This window comes from Streptomyces sp. NPDC015139 (genome assembly GCF_043079785.1).
In the GTDB taxonomy this organism is placed as follows: Bacteria; Actinomycetota; Actinomycetes; order Streptomycetales; family Streptomycetaceae; genus Streptomyces; species Streptomyces albidocamelliae.
On record NZ_JBIBUW010000023.1, the window covers coordinates 13,358 to 29,766 of the forward strand.

Annotated in this window: 16 protein-coding genes; 10 read left to right on the top strand and 6 right to left on the bottom strand. The window is 72.1% G+C overall.

What is annotated here, in order from left to right; genetic code table 11:
- Positions 1–55: 55 nt before the first annotated feature.
- Together ACF08B_RS36700 and ACF08B_RS36705 are read right to left on the bottom strand one after the other, a co-directional pair.
- On the bottom strand, positions 56–322 hold the full coding sequence (locus ACF08B_RS36700; protein WP_093476781.1) for a hypothetical protein: 267 nt from the start codon (positions 320–322) through the stop codon (positions 56–58).
- Between the two features lie 162 nt (positions 323–484).
- On the bottom strand, positions 485–1,108 hold the full coding sequence (locus ACF08B_RS36705) for a CGNR zinc finger domain-containing protein (RefSeq protein WP_392321372.1): 624 nt from the start codon (positions 1,106–1,108) through the stop codon (positions 485–487).
- A 128-nt stretch (positions 1,109–1,236) separates the two neighbouring features.
- On the opposite strand from ACF08B_RS36705, the gene ACF08B_RS36710 reads away from it, so the two are divergent.
- On the top strand, positions 1,237–2,004 hold the full coding sequence (locus ACF08B_RS36710; RefSeq protein WP_392321440.1) for an MBL fold metallo-hydrolase: 768 nt from the start codon (positions 1,237–1,239) through the stop codon (positions 2,002–2,004).
- Here the strand turns inward: ACF08B_RS36710 and ACF08B_RS36715 are convergent.
- Positions 1,931–2,878, bottom strand: a complete 948-nt coding sequence (locus ACF08B_RS36715) for a LysR family transcriptional regulator (protein WP_392321373.1) — start codon at positions 2,876–2,878, stop codon at positions 1,931–1,933. The genes ACF08B_RS36710 and ACF08B_RS36715 overlap by 74 nt on opposite strands.
- A 79-nt stretch (positions 2,879–2,957) precedes the next feature.
- Here ACF08B_RS36715 and ACF08B_RS36720 point away from each other — a divergent pair, with 79 nt between their 5' ends.
- Positions 2,958–4,640 (top strand): EamA family transporter, encoded by a 1,683-nt coding sequence (locus ACF08B_RS36720; RefSeq protein ID WP_392321374.1) that lies wholly within the window; start codon positions 2,958–2,960, stop codon positions 4,638–4,640.
- Here the strand turns inward: ACF08B_RS36720 and ACF08B_RS36725 are convergent.
- The gene (locus ACF08B_RS36725) at positions 4,607–5,482 is read right to left on the bottom strand and encodes a GNAT family N-acetyltransferase (protein WP_392321375.1); all 876 of its coding nucleotides are present in this window, start codon (positions 5,480–5,482) and stop codon (positions 4,607–4,609) included. The genes ACF08B_RS36720 and ACF08B_RS36725 overlap by 34 nt on opposite strands.
- Positions 5,483–5,603: 121 nt before the next feature.
- The gene (locus ACF08B_RS36730; protein ID WP_010353923.1) at positions 5,604–6,041 is read right to left on the bottom strand and encodes a hypothetical protein; all 438 of its coding nucleotides are present in this window, start codon (positions 6,039–6,041) and stop codon (positions 5,604–5,606) included.
- Between the two features lie 590 nt (positions 6,042–6,631).
- Between ACF08B_RS36730 and hemL the strand changes: the two genes are divergently transcribed.
- The 8 genes from hemL (at position 6,632) to ACF08B_RS36770 (ending at position 14,872) form a co-directional block, all read left to right on the top strand.
- Positions 6,632–7,948, top strand: coding sequence for a glutamate-1-semialdehyde 2,1-aminomutase (gene hemL / locus ACF08B_RS36735; protein WP_392321441.1), 1,317 nt, complete (start codon positions 6,632–6,634; stop codon positions 7,946–7,948).
- A 50-nt stretch (positions 7,949–7,998) separates the two neighbouring features.
- Positions 7,999–8,658, top strand: a complete 660-nt coding sequence (locus ACF08B_RS36740) for a histidine phosphatase family protein (protein WP_392321442.1) — start codon at positions 7,999–8,001, stop codon at positions 8,656–8,658.
- Positions 8,659–8,808: 150 nt separating this feature from the next.
- On the top strand, positions 8,809–10,113 hold the full coding sequence (locus ACF08B_RS36745) for a hypothetical protein (RefSeq protein ID WP_392321376.1): 1,305 nt from the start codon (positions 8,809–8,811) through the stop codon (positions 10,111–10,113).
- A gap of 114 nt (positions 10,114–10,227) precedes the next feature.
- The gene (locus ACF08B_RS36750; RefSeq protein WP_176985683.1) at positions 10,228–10,818 is read left to right on the top strand and encodes a TlpA disulfide reductase family protein; all 591 of its coding nucleotides are present in this window, start codon (positions 10,228–10,230) and stop codon (positions 10,816–10,818) included.
- 1 nt (position 10,819) lies between these two features.
- Complete coding sequence (locus ACF08B_RS36755) at positions 10,820–11,590, top strand: cytochrome c biogenesis CcdA family protein (protein WP_093476791.1); 771 nt, start codon at positions 10,820–10,822, stop codon at positions 11,588–11,590.
- Between the two features lie 3 nt (positions 11,591–11,593).
- Positions 11,594–13,309, top strand: coding sequence for a cytochrome c biogenesis protein ResB (locus tag ACF08B_RS36760; protein WP_392321377.1), 1,716 nt, complete (start codon positions 11,594–11,596; stop codon positions 13,307–13,309).
- The gene (gene ccsB / locus ACF08B_RS36765) at positions 13,306–14,388 is read left to right on the top strand and encodes a c-type cytochrome biogenesis protein CcsB (protein ID WP_392321378.1); all 1,083 of its coding nucleotides are present in this window, start codon (positions 13,306–13,308) and stop codon (positions 14,386–14,388) included. Before ACF08B_RS36760 ends, ccsB begins: the two co-directional genes overlap by 4 nt.
- Positions 14,389–14,413: 25 nt before the next feature.
- Positions 14,414–14,872 carry a hypothetical protein gene (locus ACF08B_RS36770; RefSeq protein WP_392321379.1) on the top strand — a complete coding sequence of 153 codons (459 nt, stop codon included), beginning with the start codon at positions 14,414–14,416 and terminating at the stop codon, positions 14,870–14,872.
- Positions 14,873–14,888: 16 nt separating this feature from the next.
- Here ACF08B_RS36770 and ACF08B_RS36775 read toward each other — a convergent pair whose 3' ends face one another.
- Positions 14,889–16,295 (bottom strand): condensation domain-containing protein, encoded by a 1,407-nt coding sequence (locus tag ACF08B_RS36775; RefSeq protein WP_392321380.1) that lies wholly within the window; start codon positions 16,293–16,295, stop codon positions 14,889–14,891.
- Between the last annotated feature and the right edge of the window lie 114 nt (positions 16,296–16,409).

Genomic DNA, 16,409 nt, shown 5'->3' on the forward strand with positions numbered 1-16,409 from the left:
TGTCGGGTGGCGCGGGTGCGGGGATGCGCGCGGTCCGGGCACAGGGTCTCACCCGTCAGCCGCCGGTGCCGCGCCGGGCCGCCGCCAGCAGCCAGGCCAGATTGCCCACCGCCGCCCCGGCGGCCACCACGGCGACGATCACCCCGCCGGTCGCGAGGCCGTCGCTGAACAGGTGCGGGCGCCGGTCGAGGCTGTGCAGCCCGAAGCCGCACAGCTCGTACACGCCGACGGCGGCGATCACCAGGCTGACGAACAGCAGGGCGAGTGTCGGTGCGAGGCTGCGGACACAGACGGCCCCCGTTTCCGATTCCGTCTCCTGCATGGCTCCCCCGATGGACAGACGCGTGACCGCTGGCGGTTCGGAACCTACATTACGTAGGGTCGGTCGTGGGTGACGGCGTGCGGATCCGGCCCTCTGCGGACCCCTGGCCGAAGCGGCTCGCCGAGCCGGTTCCGGCCGGCGGCGGCTCCGGGATCGGTGCGCCTACTGCGGCCCGCGGCGGCCGGTGCGGCGGGCGTAGGCGCGGGCCGCGCGGGCCCGGTCGCCGCAGCGTGTGGAGCACCAGTGGCGGCGGCCGTGGCGGAGCAGGTAGCGGTTGCAGGGGGCGGAGCCGCAGGCGGTCAGCCGCTCCGCGTCGGGTCCGGTGAGCAGGTCGGCGGCGTCGGCGGCCAGGGCGGCCAGGGCGTGCTCCACGATCTGGGTCGTGGGGTGTGCGGCGGCCCGGTACAGCCCGCGGTCCGCGGACCAGTGCAGCAGGGAGGCGGCCGGGGCGCGGGTGAGCGCGTCGTTGACGGCGTCGAGGGCGGCGGCGGGAGCGGGCCGGCCGGCCACCCGGGAGACGAGCAGTGCGCGGACTTGGTCGCGCAGGGACCGCAGGCGGCTCGCGCACGTCTCGCGCAGATCGGCGTCGGCCGGGGCGAGCGCACGGTCCACCAGCCAGCGCTGCGCGGCGGCGGGCGAGTCCAGGAGGTCGGCCGACTGCCCGCCGGGCAGGGCGATCGTGCTGTTGGCGAGGTCGAGCGCGGGATGCAGCTCGGCGCCGGGGGCGGGTGGCGGGGCCGGCTCGGCGCTGTCGTTCGCGGCGTCGCTCTCGTTCACGTGTCTCATGGTACGTCTTGCTCTTATCCGTGAGAAGGGGCTAGCGTTTCTCACGGATGAACATTCTTCCTTCCGTGAGGTGAGTTGCCGTGACCATTGCGCCGTCCTCAGAGCCGGTCGAGCCCGTCGAGCCCTCCGTGTCCTCCGCCGCCGCGGACGAGCGGATACCCGTCCGGGTCCTGGGCGGACCGACCGTCCTCGTCGAGTACGGCGGTCTCCGCTTCCTCACCGACCCGACCTTCGACGGCCCCGGCGACTATCCCTCGCCCAGCGGCCGGGTCCTGACCAAGACCGCACCGCCCCGGGCGACCCCCGCCGAACTCGGCCCCGTGGACGTCGTCCTGCTCTCCCACGACCAGCACGCCGACAACCTCGACCACTCCGGCCGCGCCCTGCTCGCCGACGTGCCGCGCACCTTCACCACCCCGGCGGCGGCGGAACGCCTGGGCGGCACCGCCCTGCCCCTCACCCCGTGGCAGTCCGTCGACCTGCCCCGACCCGACGGCGGCACGGTCACCGTGACCGCCGCCCCCGCCCTGCACGGCCCCGAGGGCTCCGAGCCGATCGTCGGCGAGGTCACCGGCTTCCTGCTCACCTCCGCCGATCTGCCCGGCGTCTACATCAGCGGCGACAACGCCTCCCTGGACCTGGTCGGGGAGATCGCCGCGCGGTACGCCCCCGTCGACACCGCCGTCCTCTTCGCCGGCGCGCCCCGCCTGCCCGTCCTCGACGACGCCCTCCTCGTCCTCGACGGCACCGGTACGGCGACGGCCGCCCGGCTGCTCGGTGCCCGCCGGGTGGTGGCCGCCCACTGCGACAGCTGGGCCCATTTCACGGAGTCCCGGGAGGACGTCGTCCGGGCGTTCGAGAAGGCGGGCCTGGCGGACCGCCTCCAGCCGGCCTGACCCCGAGGACGTCCAGCATCGCCCGGGTGGCCGGGCCGGGGTTGAAACGGCTCCAGGCCAGGTACTCCACGCGGTGCGGCCCGTCGACCACCGGGACCAGGGCCAGTTCGGGGTTCTGGGCGGCCAGCGGCCGGATGTACGCCGAGGGCAGCAGCGCGACACCGAGTCCGCGTTCGAGCAGTCGGATGATCAGCTCGACCACGCCCGCCTCGTACGCCACGTCACGGACCAGTCCCGCCGCGGTGAACGCCCGGTCGGACTGGGCCCGCGCGGGCGTGCCGGCGACGAAGTCGACGAAGGTCTCCTCGGCGATCTCCCCGAGCGTGACCCGGGAGGCGCCCGCCAGCCGGTGACCGGCCGGCAGCACGAGCACGTGCTCGTCGTGGTCCAGCACCACGGTCTCCACACCGGACGGCCGTTCGCCCTCCGGCAGACCGAGGAAGGCGATGTCGAGGTCGCCGTCCCGGAGGGCGGTCACCAGTTCGTCGCTGCGGCCGGAACGCAGGACGACGCGCACGTCCGGGTGCTGGGCGCGGTACCGCTGGAGCACCTCGGGCACGTCCACGGCGGCGGTGGTCACGATCACGCCGACGGCGAGGCGGCCGCGCACCACGCCCGTGGCGGCCGCCGCGTCGGCCGCGGCGCGCTCGGCGGCGGCCAGGCACTCGCGCGCACCGACGACGAACGCCTCGCCCGCGCTGGTCGGCTCCACACGTCGGCTGGAGCGCGCGAACAGCTGGACCCCCAGCTCGCGTTCCAGAGCGGCGATCCGGTGACTGAGCGAGGACTGCACGACGCCGCAGTGCTCGGCGGCGCGCGTGAAGTTGCGGGTTTCGGCGACGGCCACCACGTACCGCATCTGCTGGAGATCCACAGCGGCAATCGTCAGCGTTCATGGCTGCGATGACAACCATGCTTTGGAGTCATGGCGGGTGCCCGCCGAGACTTCCCGCATGGATTCCTCGACCGGGCGGTCCTTCGTCCCGCCGCGCAGCGCGTCCGCGCGGCGGGCGGCCACCGTCGTACTGACCGCGCTCGCCCCCGCCTCCTGGGGCACCACGTACGTCGTGACCACGGAGCTCCTGCCGCCGGGTCACCCGCTGTTCGCCGGGCTGATGCGCGCCCTGCCGGCCGGACTGGCCGGACTCGCGATCACCCGGGTCCTCCCGCGCGGGGACTGGTGGTGGAAGGCCGCCGTCCTCGGCGTGCTCAACATAGGCGCGTTCTTCCCCCTGCTGTTCCTCGCGGCCGAACGCCTCCCCGGCGGGGTCGCCGCCACCCTGGGCGCCGCACAGCCCCTGCTGGTCGCCGGGCTGGCCGGCCTGGTGCTCCGCGACCGGCCGACCCCCTGGCGGCTGACCTGGGGTGTGCTCGGTGCGCTCGGCGTCGCCCTGGTGGTGCTCGGGCCGCGGGCACGGCTGGACGCCACCGGTGTCGCCGCGGGTCTCGCCGGTACGGCCGCCATGGCCTGCGGTGTCGTTCTCACCAAGCGCTGGGGCCGTCCCGCCGGGGTCGGCCCGCTGGCCCTGGCCGGCTGGCAACTGACCGTCGGCGGACTGCTGCTGCTCCCGCTCACCCTGGTGATCGAGGGGACACCGCACGGGATCGACGCCGCGGCCGTCGGCGGCTACCTGTGGCTGGGCAGCATGGGCGGGCTGATCGCGTACACGCTGTGGTTCCGCGGGATCGGCCGCCTGCCGGTCGGCGCGTCCGCACCGCTCGTGCTGCTGTCCCCGCTGGTGGCGACCGCCATCGGCATCGCACGGGGAGAGTCGCTGAGCCTTCCGCAGACCCTGGGCTTCCTCCTCGCGCTGGCCGCCATGCTGGCCACCCAGCTCGATCCCCCGCACCCCGGCCGGCGGGCGCGGCGCGGGACCCCGGATCCCGGAGAGCGCGCGGCGGCCTTAGGTGAGCCGGGCATGACGGTCGCCGTGCTGGGTGCCACCGGGATGGTCGGCAGCCGGGTGGCGGCCGAGGCCGCCCGCCGTGGACACCGGGTGCTGGCCCTGTCCAGGAAGCCCGCGGCGCACGACCCGGCCGCGGACCCGGCCGTGACACCGGTCGCCGTCGACGTGCGGGACGCCCACGCCGTGCACGAGGCACTGGCGGGCTCCACCGCGCACGGCGCCGCCGACGCCGTGGTGCTGGCCGTGCGGACCGAGCCGGCCGACGAGGAGTTCCTGGTCGGCGCGACCCGCACGGTCCTGGACGCCGCCGCGCGGCTGGGCATCCGTGTCCTCGTGGTGGGCGGCGCCGGGGCGCTGCGCAGTCCGGACGATCCCGGACTGCTCGTCGCGCACAACCCCGCGTACGTGCCCGCCGAGGTGCGGGCCGTCGCCGCCGCCGGTCTGGCCCAGTGGGAGACGTGCCGGGCCCACACCGGTGCCGACTGGGTCTATCTCAGCCCGCCCGCCCTGCTCGAACCCGGTGCACGGACGGGCCGGCACCGGCGCGGCACCGACACCCTGCTCACCGCCGCCGACGGCCGCTCGTGGATCAGTGCGGAGGATCTGGCGGTCGCGGTGCTCGACGAACTGCGGACGCCGGGCGCCGAGCGGCACATCACGGTCGTCCACCAGGACGCGGCGCCGCCCGCCGTTTCCTACGCGGCCCCCGCGTCGCAAGAGAAGTCGTAGCCGGTGAAGTCGGCGACCGGGACGTACCCGAGGCGCCGGTAGAGGGCGTTGCTGGTGGGGTTGGCAGGGTTCGTGAACAGGACGACGTCCGTCGCGCCCGCCGCCAGCGCGGCCCGGCTGACCTCGGCCGTCACCGCCCCGGCGTAGCCGCGGCCCCGGAGGCGGGCCGGGGTGTACACGGGGTCCACCCGGACCATGCCGCCGACCATCGCGGTCGAGCCCGCCATGGAGACCGGGGTGCCGTCCGGGGTCTCCCAGAACGTGAACCGCTTGTCGGCGAAGCGTGAGGCGGCCCAGGAGCCGGGGTCCGTGGCGAGGACCTCGCCGACGTCGGCGCAGAACGCGCCGCACCAGCGGACGATCCGCTCGTGGTCGTGCGCACCCGCGACCCGGCCCGCGCCCGCCGGGACCGGCTCCTGCGGGGTGAGCGTGCCGAGCCGGTGGAGCCGGCCCCACCAGGAGGCCTCGGGCTTCGCGCCGGTGTGCCGCTGCCAGGCCTCGGCGAACGCGGTGGCGCTGTCGTGGTCGGCGAGCACGCCCGGGAGAGGGTGGCGGAGGCAGGCCAGGCGCACGGCGAGGGTGTCGGCCTGCTCGGGGGAGAGGGCGGTGACGGTCAGGCGGCGGGAGGGAAGGCGGTAGCAGACGGCGTGGACCTCGCCGCCCGTCTCCAGCCGGCCGAAGACGGTGGCCGCGCCGTTCGGTGCGCCGGACTCACGGGTGCGCAGTCTCTCGACCGTGGTCAGCGGTGTGTTGTGCAGGGTCGGCCGCGAGCGCAGGAAGTCTCCGGCCCGGGCGAGGAAGTCGTCGACGTCGTCGGTGAGGTGCCAGTCGTCGGGGCGCATGCCTCATGCTCCCCGATCCGCGCGGCCCGCGGGCGCGAACGCCCGGAGCGCAGACGGGCCGACGCCCGGCCCGGCGACTTCGCGCGGGAGTCCCGCCCGGCACCGGTGCGGCGGGACCGGCTCAGGGCCAGACGAGGCAGTACGGCTGGTGCCCGGCCTCGTGCAACCGGTGCGAGAAGTCCTGCCACTCGTGCAGCAGCTGGTACACGTTGAACGCGTCGCGCGGGCCGCCCCGGTCCGGGACCGTCGACCAGATGAAGGCCGCGGCGCCGACCGCCTCCTCGCCGATGTCGCGCAGGGGGTCGACGACCGTCATGGGGAGTTTGACGACGGCGTAGTCGGGGTGCAGCACGACCAGTTCGAGGGGCGGGACCTTGTGCAGGGGCACGCCCTCGATGCCGGTCAGCACCATCGCGGCCATCGTCTCCGGCTTGATCTTGGTGAACATGCCGTTCATGCCCAGCTCGTCGCCGCCGAGTTCCTCGGGACGCATCGAGATGGGGACGCGGGCCGCGGTCGCGCCGTCCGGCGCGCCGAAGTATTTGTACGTCACCCCCACCCGACCACCATTCCTGCTCCCCGCCCGCAGGCGGTCGGCCCGGTGGTCGAGCCGGCGGTCGATCGGCCGCTCCGGCTGCCGGTCGGTCTGCCGGTCGGACTGCTGGTCGATCTGCCGGTCGTACCGCTCGGGCTCACTCGGTACACCCTGTGTCTGACGTGCTTCGGTCGCTTCCTCCGCCTCGCGCCGGTGCCTTCCCCGCCGGGCACGTCGAGGACCCAGGTCATCAGTCCCCTCGCCCAGTCCGCCACCGCGATGCATATCTCCACCCGACTGCTTTTCTAGGACGCGTGGCCCCCGCCGCGCAACCCGATCATCGTGTCAGTGACCTCCCCCACGGCCGCCCGCCGAAACGTGCGGTGGAACAACAGTCCACGCGGGGAACTTCCCGACCCCTGATCATTACGTGCGTATGAGCTGTGTGTATCAGGTGTCAGTCTCGCAGATGAGGGATGGAGCCGCTTTGATCTTGAACGGCGTCGCTCTGATCCCGAGGCGGACCGCGGTCCGGCCGGGGCGCGGCCTACCCTGAGGGGGTCACCACGCCACCGGAGTCCGAGAAGCCGGAGAACTCGCACGTCATGAGTGCCCTGAGCGAAACGCCCTATCCGTACGAAGCGCCCGCCTCGCAGGCGCTCTTCGACCGCGCCTCCGCCGTCACACCGGGGGGCGTGAACTCCCCGGTGCGCGCCTTCCGTGCCGTCGGCGGCACCCCGCGCTTCATGGTGTCGGGGAAGGGGGCCTACCTCACCGACGCCGACGGGCGTGAGTACGTCGACCTCGTGTGCTCCTGGGGACCGATGATCCTCGGCCACTCGCACCCCGAGGTCATCGCCGCCGTCCAGGAGGCCGTCGCCTGCGGCACGTCCTTCGGCACGCCCGGCGAGGGCGAGGTCGCCCTCGCCGAGGAGATCGTCGCCCGGGTGGCGCCCGTCGAGCAGGTCCGGCTCGTCAGCAGCGGCACCGAGGCGACCATGTCGGCCATCCGCCTCGCCCGGGGCTTCACCCGGCGCTCCAAGGTGATCAAGTTCGCCGGCTGCTACCACGGCCACGTGGACTCGCTGCTCGCCGCGGCCGGCAGCGGTGTCGCGACCTTCGCGCTGCCGGACACCCCCGGCGTCACCGGCGCCCAGGCCGGCGACACGATCGTGCTGCCGTACAACGACCTGGAGGCCGTGCAGGAGGCCTTCCACCGGCACCCGGGCGAGATCGCCTGCGTGATCACCGAGGCCTCGCCCGGCAACATGGGCGTCGTGCCGCCGGACCCCGGGTTCAACCAGGGCCTGCGCGACGCCTGCCACAAGAACGGCGCCCTCTACATCTCCGACGAGGTGATGACGGGCTTCCGGACCAGCAGGAGCGGCTGGTTCGGGGTCGACGGGGTCGCACCCGACCTCATGACCTTCGGCAAGGTCATGGGCGGCGGCTTCCCGGCCGCCGCCTTCGGCGGGCGCGCCGACGTCATGGCCCACCTCGCCCCGGCCGGGCCCGTCTACCAGGCCGGCACCCTCTCCGGGAACCCGGTCGCCACCGCCGCCGGTCTCGCGCAGCTGCGGCTCCTCGACGACGCGGCGTACGAGACGGTGGACGCCGTCTCCGCGCAGATCCAGTCGCTGGTCACCGAGGCGCTGAGCAAGGAGGGCGTCGCGCACCGGCTGCAGAGCGCCTCCAACATGTTCTCCGTCTTCTTCACCGACCGGCGGGTGCGCAACTACGAGGACGCCAAGCGGCAGGAGTCGTACCGCTTCACCGCGTTCTTCCACTCGCTGCTGTCGAACGGCGTCTACCTGCCGCCGTCGTCCTTCGAGTCCTGGTTCGTGTCCACGGCCCATGACGAGCGGGCCATCCAGACGATCGCCGACGCCCTCCCGGCGGCGGCCCGGGCGGCTGCGGAGGCCACCGCGTGAGCAACAGCACCGGCAACACCGGCGACAAGGACATCACCGTCGTCCACCTCATGCGGCACGGCGAGGTCGAGAACCCGAGCGGCGTCCTCTACGGACGGCTGCCCGGCTACCACCTGTCCGAGCTCGGCCGGCAGATGGCCGACCGGGTCGCCGAGCACCTCGCCTCACGTGACGTCACCCACGTGTGCGCCTCGCCGCTGGAGCGCGCGCAGGAGACGGCCACCCCGATCGCCAAGGCGCACGGCCTCGGTCTGGACACCGACGAGCGGCTCATCGAGGCCGACAACGTCTTCCAGGGCAAGACGTTCGGGGTCGGCGACGGCGCGCTGCGCAAGCCGGACAACTGGAAGCACCTCGTCAACCCGTTCCGGCCGTCCTGGGGCGAGCCGTACATCGACCAGGTCGTGCGGATGATGGGCGCGCTGAACGCGGCCAGGGACCGGGCCCGCGGGCACGAGGCGGTGCTGGTCAGCCATCAGCTGCCGATCTGGATCGTCCGTTCGTACGTCGAGCGGCGGCGGCTGTGGCACGACCCGCGCAAGCGGCAGTGCACCCTCGCCTCCCTGACGACCTTCACGTACCAGGGCGACAAGATCGTGTCGGTCGGCTACAGCGAGCCCGCCATCGATCTCGTCCCGGTCCATCTGCGCGCCGGCGCCAAGCCCCAGAAGGGGAAGGGCACGGCCCAGGGGAAGGCCTTCGGGGCCTGACGGACCGTCGTTTCCGGAGGTCCCTTTGAAGCGCTTGGTGCGCTTTTGCGGGGATCGTTACGAAAAGCGCACAAATTGGCGGAACCTCCCCGATCGTCACGCCCTCTGACTGGGTGACCATCCAGCAGGCGCGACGAATCGGGGATCTCCATGCGCACCATCTCCCGGACCCTCTCCCGGCGTGGGGCACTCGGCCTCGGCGCGGGCGCGGCGGCCGCCGCCGGTCTCGCCGGCTGCGGGGGACTCAAGTCCTCGGACGGCGCGGGGCACCGGGACGGTTCCGGCACGGGCGGCGGCGGGCACGACGGCAAGGACCAGGGCCGGCCCGGTGCCCGTCCGGCGCGGCCCATCGGTGACGGCTCCACCTCCTTCACCGGCAGGCAGCCGCACCAGCCGGCCAGGCCCGAGCCGCTGGAGCCGGGCCAGACCCCGCCGCAGTTCGTGATCTTCTCCTGGGACGGCGCCGGCGAGGTCGGCAACGGACTCTTCCCGCGCTTCCTCGATCTCGCCAAGGAACACGGCGCGAGCATGACCTTCTTCCTCTCGGGGCTGTATCTGCTGCCCGAGTCGAAGAAGCGGCTGTACGAGCCGCCGAACAACCCGCGCGGCGCCTCGGACATCGGCTACCTCACCGACGCGCACATCAAGGCCACGCTCGCGGGCGTGCGCCGCGCCTGGCTCGAGGGCCACGAGATCGGCACCCACTTCAACGGGCACTTCTGCGGGGGCGGCGGCTCGGTCGCCAACTGGACCCCGCAGCAGTGGCGCAGCGAGATCCGGCAGGCGAAGGCGTTCGTCAAGGAGTGGCGGACGAACACCGGCTGGACGGACCTGCCCTCGCTGCCCTTCGACTACGACAAGGAGCTGGTCGGCGGCCGCACGCCGTGTCTGCTCGGCCAGGACAACTTGCTGCCCACCGCCCGCGAGCTGGGCTGGCGCTACGACGCCTCCTCGCCGGGCGGCCGTCAGACCTGGCCGGTGAAGCGCCAGGGGATATGGGACCTGCCCTTGCAGCAGATACCTTTCCCCGGACGTTCCTTCGAGGTCCTGTCCATGGACTACAACATGCTGGCCAACCAGTCCGTGAACTCCACCAAGGCGCCCGCGTACAACTACCCGGGCTGGCGCAAGCAGTCCGCGCAGGCGTACATCCAGGGATTCCAGCGGGCGTACGAGACGAACCGGGCGCCGTTCTTCGTCGGCAACCACTTCGAGCAGTGGAACGGCGGCATCTACATGGACTCCGTCGAGGAGGCCTTCCGGCACATCGCCCGCGAGAAGGAGAAGGGCGGGGACGTGCGGCTGGTCTCCTTCCGGCAGTTCGCGGCCTGGATGGACGCGCAGAAGCCCGAGGTGCTCGCGAAGCTGCGGACGCTGGAGGTCGGGCAGCGGCCCGCCGGCGGCTGGAAGGAGTTCCTGCGGGACACCAAGTCGGCCTCCTCGGACGCCGCCTGAGCCCCACGGGGCACATAGTCCGAAATGCCCCGTGTAAATACGCCCTGAAATGCGGTTCTCTGTCCGGCAGGGGGGCGCGCAAGATCCCCGGAACAGCCATGCGAAACTTTTCACATGAGTACCCGAAGCCGCGCCGTCCTGCTCAGTGCCGTGGCCGCCGTGGCGGCCCTGTCCCTGTCCGCGTGCGGTAAGGGCGGCACCTCCGGCGGGGGTGGCAACACCAACTTCGTCACCGGCAACAACGGCATCGACACCGCGCCGCAGGGCGAGCGGGCCGCGGCCCCCGACCTGTCCGGCAAGACCATCGACGGCAGGACCGTGGACGTCGCCGACTACAAGGGCAAGGTCGTCGTGCTCAACGTCTGGGGCTCCTGGTGCGGCCCCTGCCGCGAGGAGGCGAAGTACTTCGCCAAGGTGTCGAAGGACTACTCCGGCAAGGGCGTGCAGTTCGTCGGCATCAACACCCGGGACACCAGCACCACCCCGGCGGTCGCCTTCGAGAAGGAGCACGGGATCGGGTACCCGAGCCTGTACGACCCCACGGGCCGGCTCATGCTCCGCTTCAAGAAGGGCACCCTCAACCCGCAGCTGATCCCGTCCACGCTCATCCTCGACAAGGACGGCAAGGTCGCCGCGCGGGCCCTGGAGCCGCTCGACGACGCCGGGCTGCTGAAGATGCTCAAGCCGGTCCTGGCGGAGAAGTGACGTGAGCGCGACCCTGACGCTGGCCGCGGTGGGCCAGAACCAGACCGTGCTCCACGGCGCCCTGCTGATCTCCGCACCCCTGGCGCTGCTCGGCGGGCTGGTCTCCTTCTTCTCGCCCTGCGTCCTGCCGCTGGTCCCCGGCTACCTCTCCTACGTCACCGGCGTCGCCGGCACCGACCTGGCCGAGGCCCGGCGCGGCCGGATGGTCGCCGGTGCCTCCCTGTTCGTCGTCGGCTTCAGCGCCGTCTTCGTCTCCGGCGGCGCGCTGTTCGGCTACTTCGGCTCGACCCTCCAGGACTACCGGGACCCGCTGAGCAAGGCGCTCGGCGTCCTCATGATCCTCATGGGTGTGTTCTTCATGGGGCTGATGCCCTGGTTCACCCAGCGCGAGTTCCGCTTCCACCGGCGGCCGTCGAACGGCCTGGTGGGCGCCCCGTTCCTCGGCGCCCTGTTCGGCATCGGCTGGACCCCCTGCATGGGCCCGACCCTCTCCTCGGTGAACGCGCTCTCCTGGAACGAGGCGAGCGCCGGACGCGGCGCCCTGCTGACGGTGATCTACTGCGTGGGTCTCGGCGTCCCCTTCGTCCTCACCGCGATCGCCTTCCGCAAGGCGCTGGGCGCCTTCGCCTGGGTCAAGCGCCACTATGTCTGGGTGATGCGCATCGGCGGCACGATGATGATCGTGACCGGTGTGCTGCTGCTGACCGGTGCCTGGGACGCCCTGGTGCAGCAGATGCAGACCTGGTCCAACGGCTTCAGTGTGGGGATCTGATCGATGAGCAACACCACTACCGACAACTCCCCGGGCGAAGCCGGGAGCACCGAGAGCCAGGACGACCTGGGGGCGGCGGGCTCCCAGCTGTCCACGGCACCGCGGGAGGAACTCGCGACCGTGCCCGGCCTCGGCGTCATCGGCTGGGTCCGCTGGTTCTGGCGGCAGCTGACCTCCATGCGGGTCGCGCTGCTGCTGCTCCTGCTGCTCTCGCTCGGCGCGATCCCCGGCTCGCTGATCCCGCAGACCGACGCCGACGCGAGCAAGGTCGAGGACTTCCGCACCGCCCACAGGACGCTGACGCCGGTCTACGACAAGCTCGGCCTGTTCCACGTCTACAGCTCGGTGTGGTTCTCCGCCATCTACATCCTGCTGTTCGTCTCCCTGATCGGCTGCATCGTCCCGCGCACGTGGCAGTTCGTCGGCCAGCTGCGCAGCCGTCCGCCGGGCGCGCCGAAGCGGCTGAACCGGCTGCCGGCCTACACGACATGGCGGACCGAGGCCGACCCCGAGCAGGTCCGCGAGGCCGCGCTCGCCCTGCTGAAGAAGCGCCGCTTCCGCGCCCACACCGCCGGTGACGCCGTCGCCGCCGAGAAGGGCTATCTGCGCGAGGTCGGCAACCTGGTCTTCCACATCGCGCTGATCGTGCTGCTGGTCGCCTTCGCCTCCGGCCAGCTGTACAAGTCGGACGGCACCAAGCTGATGGTGGAGGGCGACGGCTTCGCGAACGCGCTGCCCATGTACGACGACTTCAAGTCCGGCAGCCTGTTCCAGAACGACGACCTGGTGCCGTTCAGCTTCGACCTCAAGGACTTCACGGCCACCTACGAGACCAGCGGCCCCAACAAGGGCACCCCGCGCACCTTCGAGGCGAAGATCGCCTACGGCGTGGGCGCGTACGGCGAGCAGCGGACGACCAGCGTCAAGGTCAACCAGCCGCTGAAGATCGACGACGCCAAGGTCTACCTCGTCAGCCACGGTTACGCGCCCGTCGTCACCGTCCGCGACGGCAAGGGCAAGGTCGTCTACCACGACGCCGTACCGCTGCTGCCGCTCGACGGCAACGTCACCTCCAACGGCGTGGTGAAGGTGATGGACGGCTACCGCGACGCCCGGGGGAAGAAGGACCAGCTCGGTTTCCAGGCCTTCTTCGTGCCGACCTTCGACCCGAAGAGCGGCACGATGCTCTCGCAGTTCCCGGCGCTGGTGAACCCGCTGCTCGCGGTGAACGCGTACCACGGCGACCTGGGCGTCGACACGGGCACGCAGAACGTGTACCAGCTCGACAAGACCCATATGAAGGCGTTCAAGGACGCCAAGGGCCAGCTGCTGAAGAAGCTGCTCCAGCCGGGCGACACCATGAAGCTGCCCGACGGCGCCGGTTCCATCACGTTCGAGAAGGACGTCAAGGAATGGGCCGGCTTCGAGATCGTCCAGGAGCCGGGTGGCGGCTGGGCGCTCGGCGGTGCCTTCGCGGCGATCTTCGGGCTCGCCGGGTCCCTGTTCATCCAGCGCCGCCGCGTCTGGGTGCGGGCGGTGCGCGGTGCCGACGGCGTCACGGTCGTCGAGATGGCCGGGCTCGGCCGCAGCGAGTCCGCCAAGGTGCCCGAGGAGCTGGGCGTGCTCGCCGGAACCCTCTACGACCGGGCGCCGGGGGCCCCCGAACCCGACGACGCCAACGAATCCACCGTCGTACCTGCCGAAGGGGCTGAGAAGTGACTCTCGCCGCCGCGACCAACGAACACCTGGCGAGCATCAGCAACACGCTGATCTACTCGTCGATGACCGTCTACACCCTGGCCTTCTTCGCCTACATCGCCGAATGGCTCTTCGGCAGCCGCAGCAAGGTCGCCCGTACGGCCGCCGCGCTGACCACGGACGGCGCACGGCAGGGCGGCGCCCCCGCCGTCACCGTGCGCAAGGCCGGCGGTACGGCCGTCCTGGAGCGGCCCAAGGTCGTCGTCCGCTCGTCGTCCGGCGCGCGGGACGTGCCGGACGGGCCGGGCGCCCACGGCGGTGACGTGCAGGGCGACCTCTACGGGCGGATCGCCGTCTCCCTCACCGTGCTCGCGTTCCTCGTGGAGCTGGGCGGGGTCGTCACCCGCGCGGCCTCCGTGGAGCGGGCGCCGTGGGGCAACATGTACGAGTTCAACATCACCTTCTCCACGGTCGCCGTCGGCGTCTACCTCGGGCTGCTGGCTCTGAAGAAGAACGTGCGCTGGCTCGGCCTGTTCCTGATCACCACGGTCCTGCTGGACCTCGGTCTCGCCGTCACCGTCCTGTACACCGCGAGCGACCAGCTGGTGCCCGCGCTGCACTCGTACTGGCTGTACATCCACGTCTCCACCGCGATCTTCTGCGGTGCGGTGTTCTACGTCGGCGCGGTCGCCACGATCCTGTACCTGTTCAAGGACTCCTACGAGAACAAGCTCCAGAGCGGCGGCAAGCCGGGCGCGTTCGCGAGCTCGGTGCTGGAGCGCCTGCCCGCCTCCGCGTCCCTGGACAAGTTCGCCTACCGGGTCAACGCGGCCGTGTTCCCGCTGTGGACGTTCACGATCATCGCGGGAGCCATCTGGGCCGGCGACGCCTGGGGCCGCTACTGGAACTGGGACCCGAAGGAGACCTGGTCCTTCATCACCTGGATCGCCTACGCCTGCTACCTGCACGCCCGTGCCACGGCCGGCTGGAAGGGCCGCAAGGCCGCCTACCTGGCGATGATCGCCTTCGGCTGCTGGCTGTTCAACTACTACGGCGTCAACATCTTCGTCAGCGGCAAGCACTCCTACGCGGGCGTGTGACCACCCCGTCGGTGACACTGGTGTCATGAGCGGTTCCATCGAACAGGGCATGAGCCAGACGCACGGGAACACGCACATACTCCACTTCCTGGTGCGGATCCCGCTGCGCATGGAGGACGTCTGGCCGGCGGTGGCCACCCCCGAGGGCCTCGGGGCCTGGTGCACCGCCGTCGACGTGCTCGAACCCCGGCTCGACGGCATGGTCGCCCTGCGTGACCTGGGCACCGGGCAGGTCACGGCGTGGGACGTGGACCGGGTCGCCGAGTACACCGTCGGCAGCGGCGGCCGCATCCGGTTCCACCTGGAGCGGGAGGGGGCGGCGGAGTGCGCGCTGCGCTTCACCCACGAGTTCCAGGGCGAGGGGGAGTCGGAGGCAGGCTGGCGGGCCCGATTCGAACGGCTGATCGCCCATCTGGGGGGTCCGCAGGGCCCCTCCGGGCCGGAGCCGGAGCCTTCGGAGCCCCTCCCCGGCCAGTTCACCTAGGACGGCGGCGGCCGGTTCAGGAGGCCGCCGGGAGGCTCCCGTGGGCCACCGAGGCGATGTGGTCCCGCAACCGCTCCACGTAGAGCCGCAGGTTCTTCGCCGCCACGTCGGTGTCCGGGTAGCGGCTCGCCAGCCACAGCCCCTCGTGCAGCCGGTTCACCCACACGCACACCTGGTCGCCGTACGAGACCCGGAGCAGGCCGTGCGCCTTCAGCTCCGCCCACCGCTCGGCGCCGGGGATGTCCCGGGCGTCGACGTAGGAGACGATCGAGTACAGGTCAGGTGAGGTCGGCCGGAAGTCCGCGCCGAGCAGGCTCAGCACCCGGGCCAGCGGCATCCGGGACAGCGGCCGGTTCGCCTGGAGCTCGGCCCGCACCGCCCGCAGGGTGTCCCGGAAGCCGGGGCCCGGGCCCACGGGCACCTCGATCGGGGCGCCGCCCACGTACCAGCCCACCGAGTCGTTCCACCGCGACTTCACCCGGGTGTGGAACGGCACCACCGTCCGGTACACCGACTGCCCGCCCAGTTCGTGGACGATGAGCGCGGTCGCGGCCAGCAGACCGACCAGGCTGCCGCCGTAGGGCCGGCAGTACGCCTCGAACGCCGCCGCCTCGTCCGCGTCCGCCAGCGGCTCGCACAGCATCCGCTGCGGGGGCAGCGGGCCGCCCGGCTCCAGGCCCAGGTCGACCGGGAAGCCCGGCAGCGTCCCGTCGCAGCGGTGGATGAACTGGCGCCAGCGCTCCACGACGGCGTGCCGCCCGTCGATGCCGTCCGCGTCGGCCCGCTCGATCTCGCAGAAGTCCACGTAGCTCGCGGCCGGGGCGGGGCGGTCCGCGGCGACTCCGGCCGGGCCCGCGGCGTACAGCTCGTGGATCTCGGCGGCGATCCGGTGCAGGGAGTAGGCGTCGACGTTGCTGTGGTCGAAGGCCATGTACACGCTGACGCCGTCGTCCCGCACCACCGCCGTGTAGATCAGGTTCGGCCAGCGCAGCGCGTCCGCGACGGTGTCGAAACGGTCCTGGAGGTGCCGGACCAGGTCGTCGGCGTCGGGGAAGTCGCCCACGTCCTCGCGGCACAGCGTCACGTCGGCGGCGTCGAGGGTGAACCGGCGCAGTTCCTCGCCCGCCCAGCGGAAGCCGCTGCGCAGCGTCTCGTGCCGTACGGTCCAGGCGCGCAGCGCCTCCTGCAGTCCGTCGAGGTCGACCGGGCCGGGGATGTCGAAGGCGGTGCCGAGCCAGGTCGGCACGAACAGCCCGTCCTCCCGGACGCTCCGGGCCGTCCTGATGTGCGACTCCTGGATGTAGGCCGGTCGCCGGGAGTCCTCCGGCAGTGCGGTCGCCACCGCGACGGTCGCCGGGCTCAGCGTCCACTCGACGAGCCGTCCCGGCCGGACCTCGCAGCGCTGGATGTCAGTGATTCGCACGCGTCTCCCATCACAGAAGGGGGCCCCTGGGTGCGGGCCCCCCTCAAGGCAATGCCGTGGGACGCGGCCGGGACATGCCCGTCGGGTTCATTTCAACGGAACGGGTGGCAGGCC

Bases quoted from the DNA above. Each gene is read 5' to 3' on its own strand.
- ACF08B_RS36740 (WP_392321442.1), top strand. From the start codon at position 7,999: ATGCGGCACGGCGAGGTCGAGAACCCGAGCGGCGTCCTCTACGGACGG.
- ACF08B_RS36770 (WP_392321379.1), top strand. From the start codon at position 14,414: ATGAGCGGTTCCATCGAACAGGGCATGAGCCAGACGCACGGGAACACG.
- ACF08B_RS36700 (WP_093476781.1), bottom strand. From the start codon at position 322: ATGCAGGAGACGGAATCGGAAACGGGGGCCGTCTGTGTCCGCAGCCTC.
- ACF08B_RS36705 (WP_392321372.1), bottom strand. From the start codon at position 1,108: ATGAGACACGTGAACGAGAGCGACGCCGCGAACGACAGCGCCGAGCCG.
- ACF08B_RS36720 (WP_392321374.1), top strand. From the start codon at position 2,958: ATGGATTCCTCGACCGGGCGGTCCTTCGTCCCGCCGCGCAGCGCGTCC.
- ACF08B_RS36760 (WP_392321377.1), top strand. From the start codon at position 11,594: ATGAGCAACACCACTACCGACAACTCCCCGGGCGAAGCCGGGAGCACC.
- ACF08B_RS36750 (WP_176985683.1), top strand. From the start codon at position 10,228: ATGAGTACCCGAAGCCGCGCCGTCCTGCTCAGTGCCGTGGCCGCCGTG.
- ACF08B_RS36745 (WP_392321376.1), top strand. From the start codon at position 8,809: ATGCGCACCATCTCCCGGACCCTCTCCCGGCGTGGGGCACTCGGCCTC.
- ACF08B_RS36725 (WP_392321375.1), bottom strand. From the start codon at position 5,482: ATGCGCCCCGACGACTGGCACCTCACCGACGACGTCGACGACTTCCTC.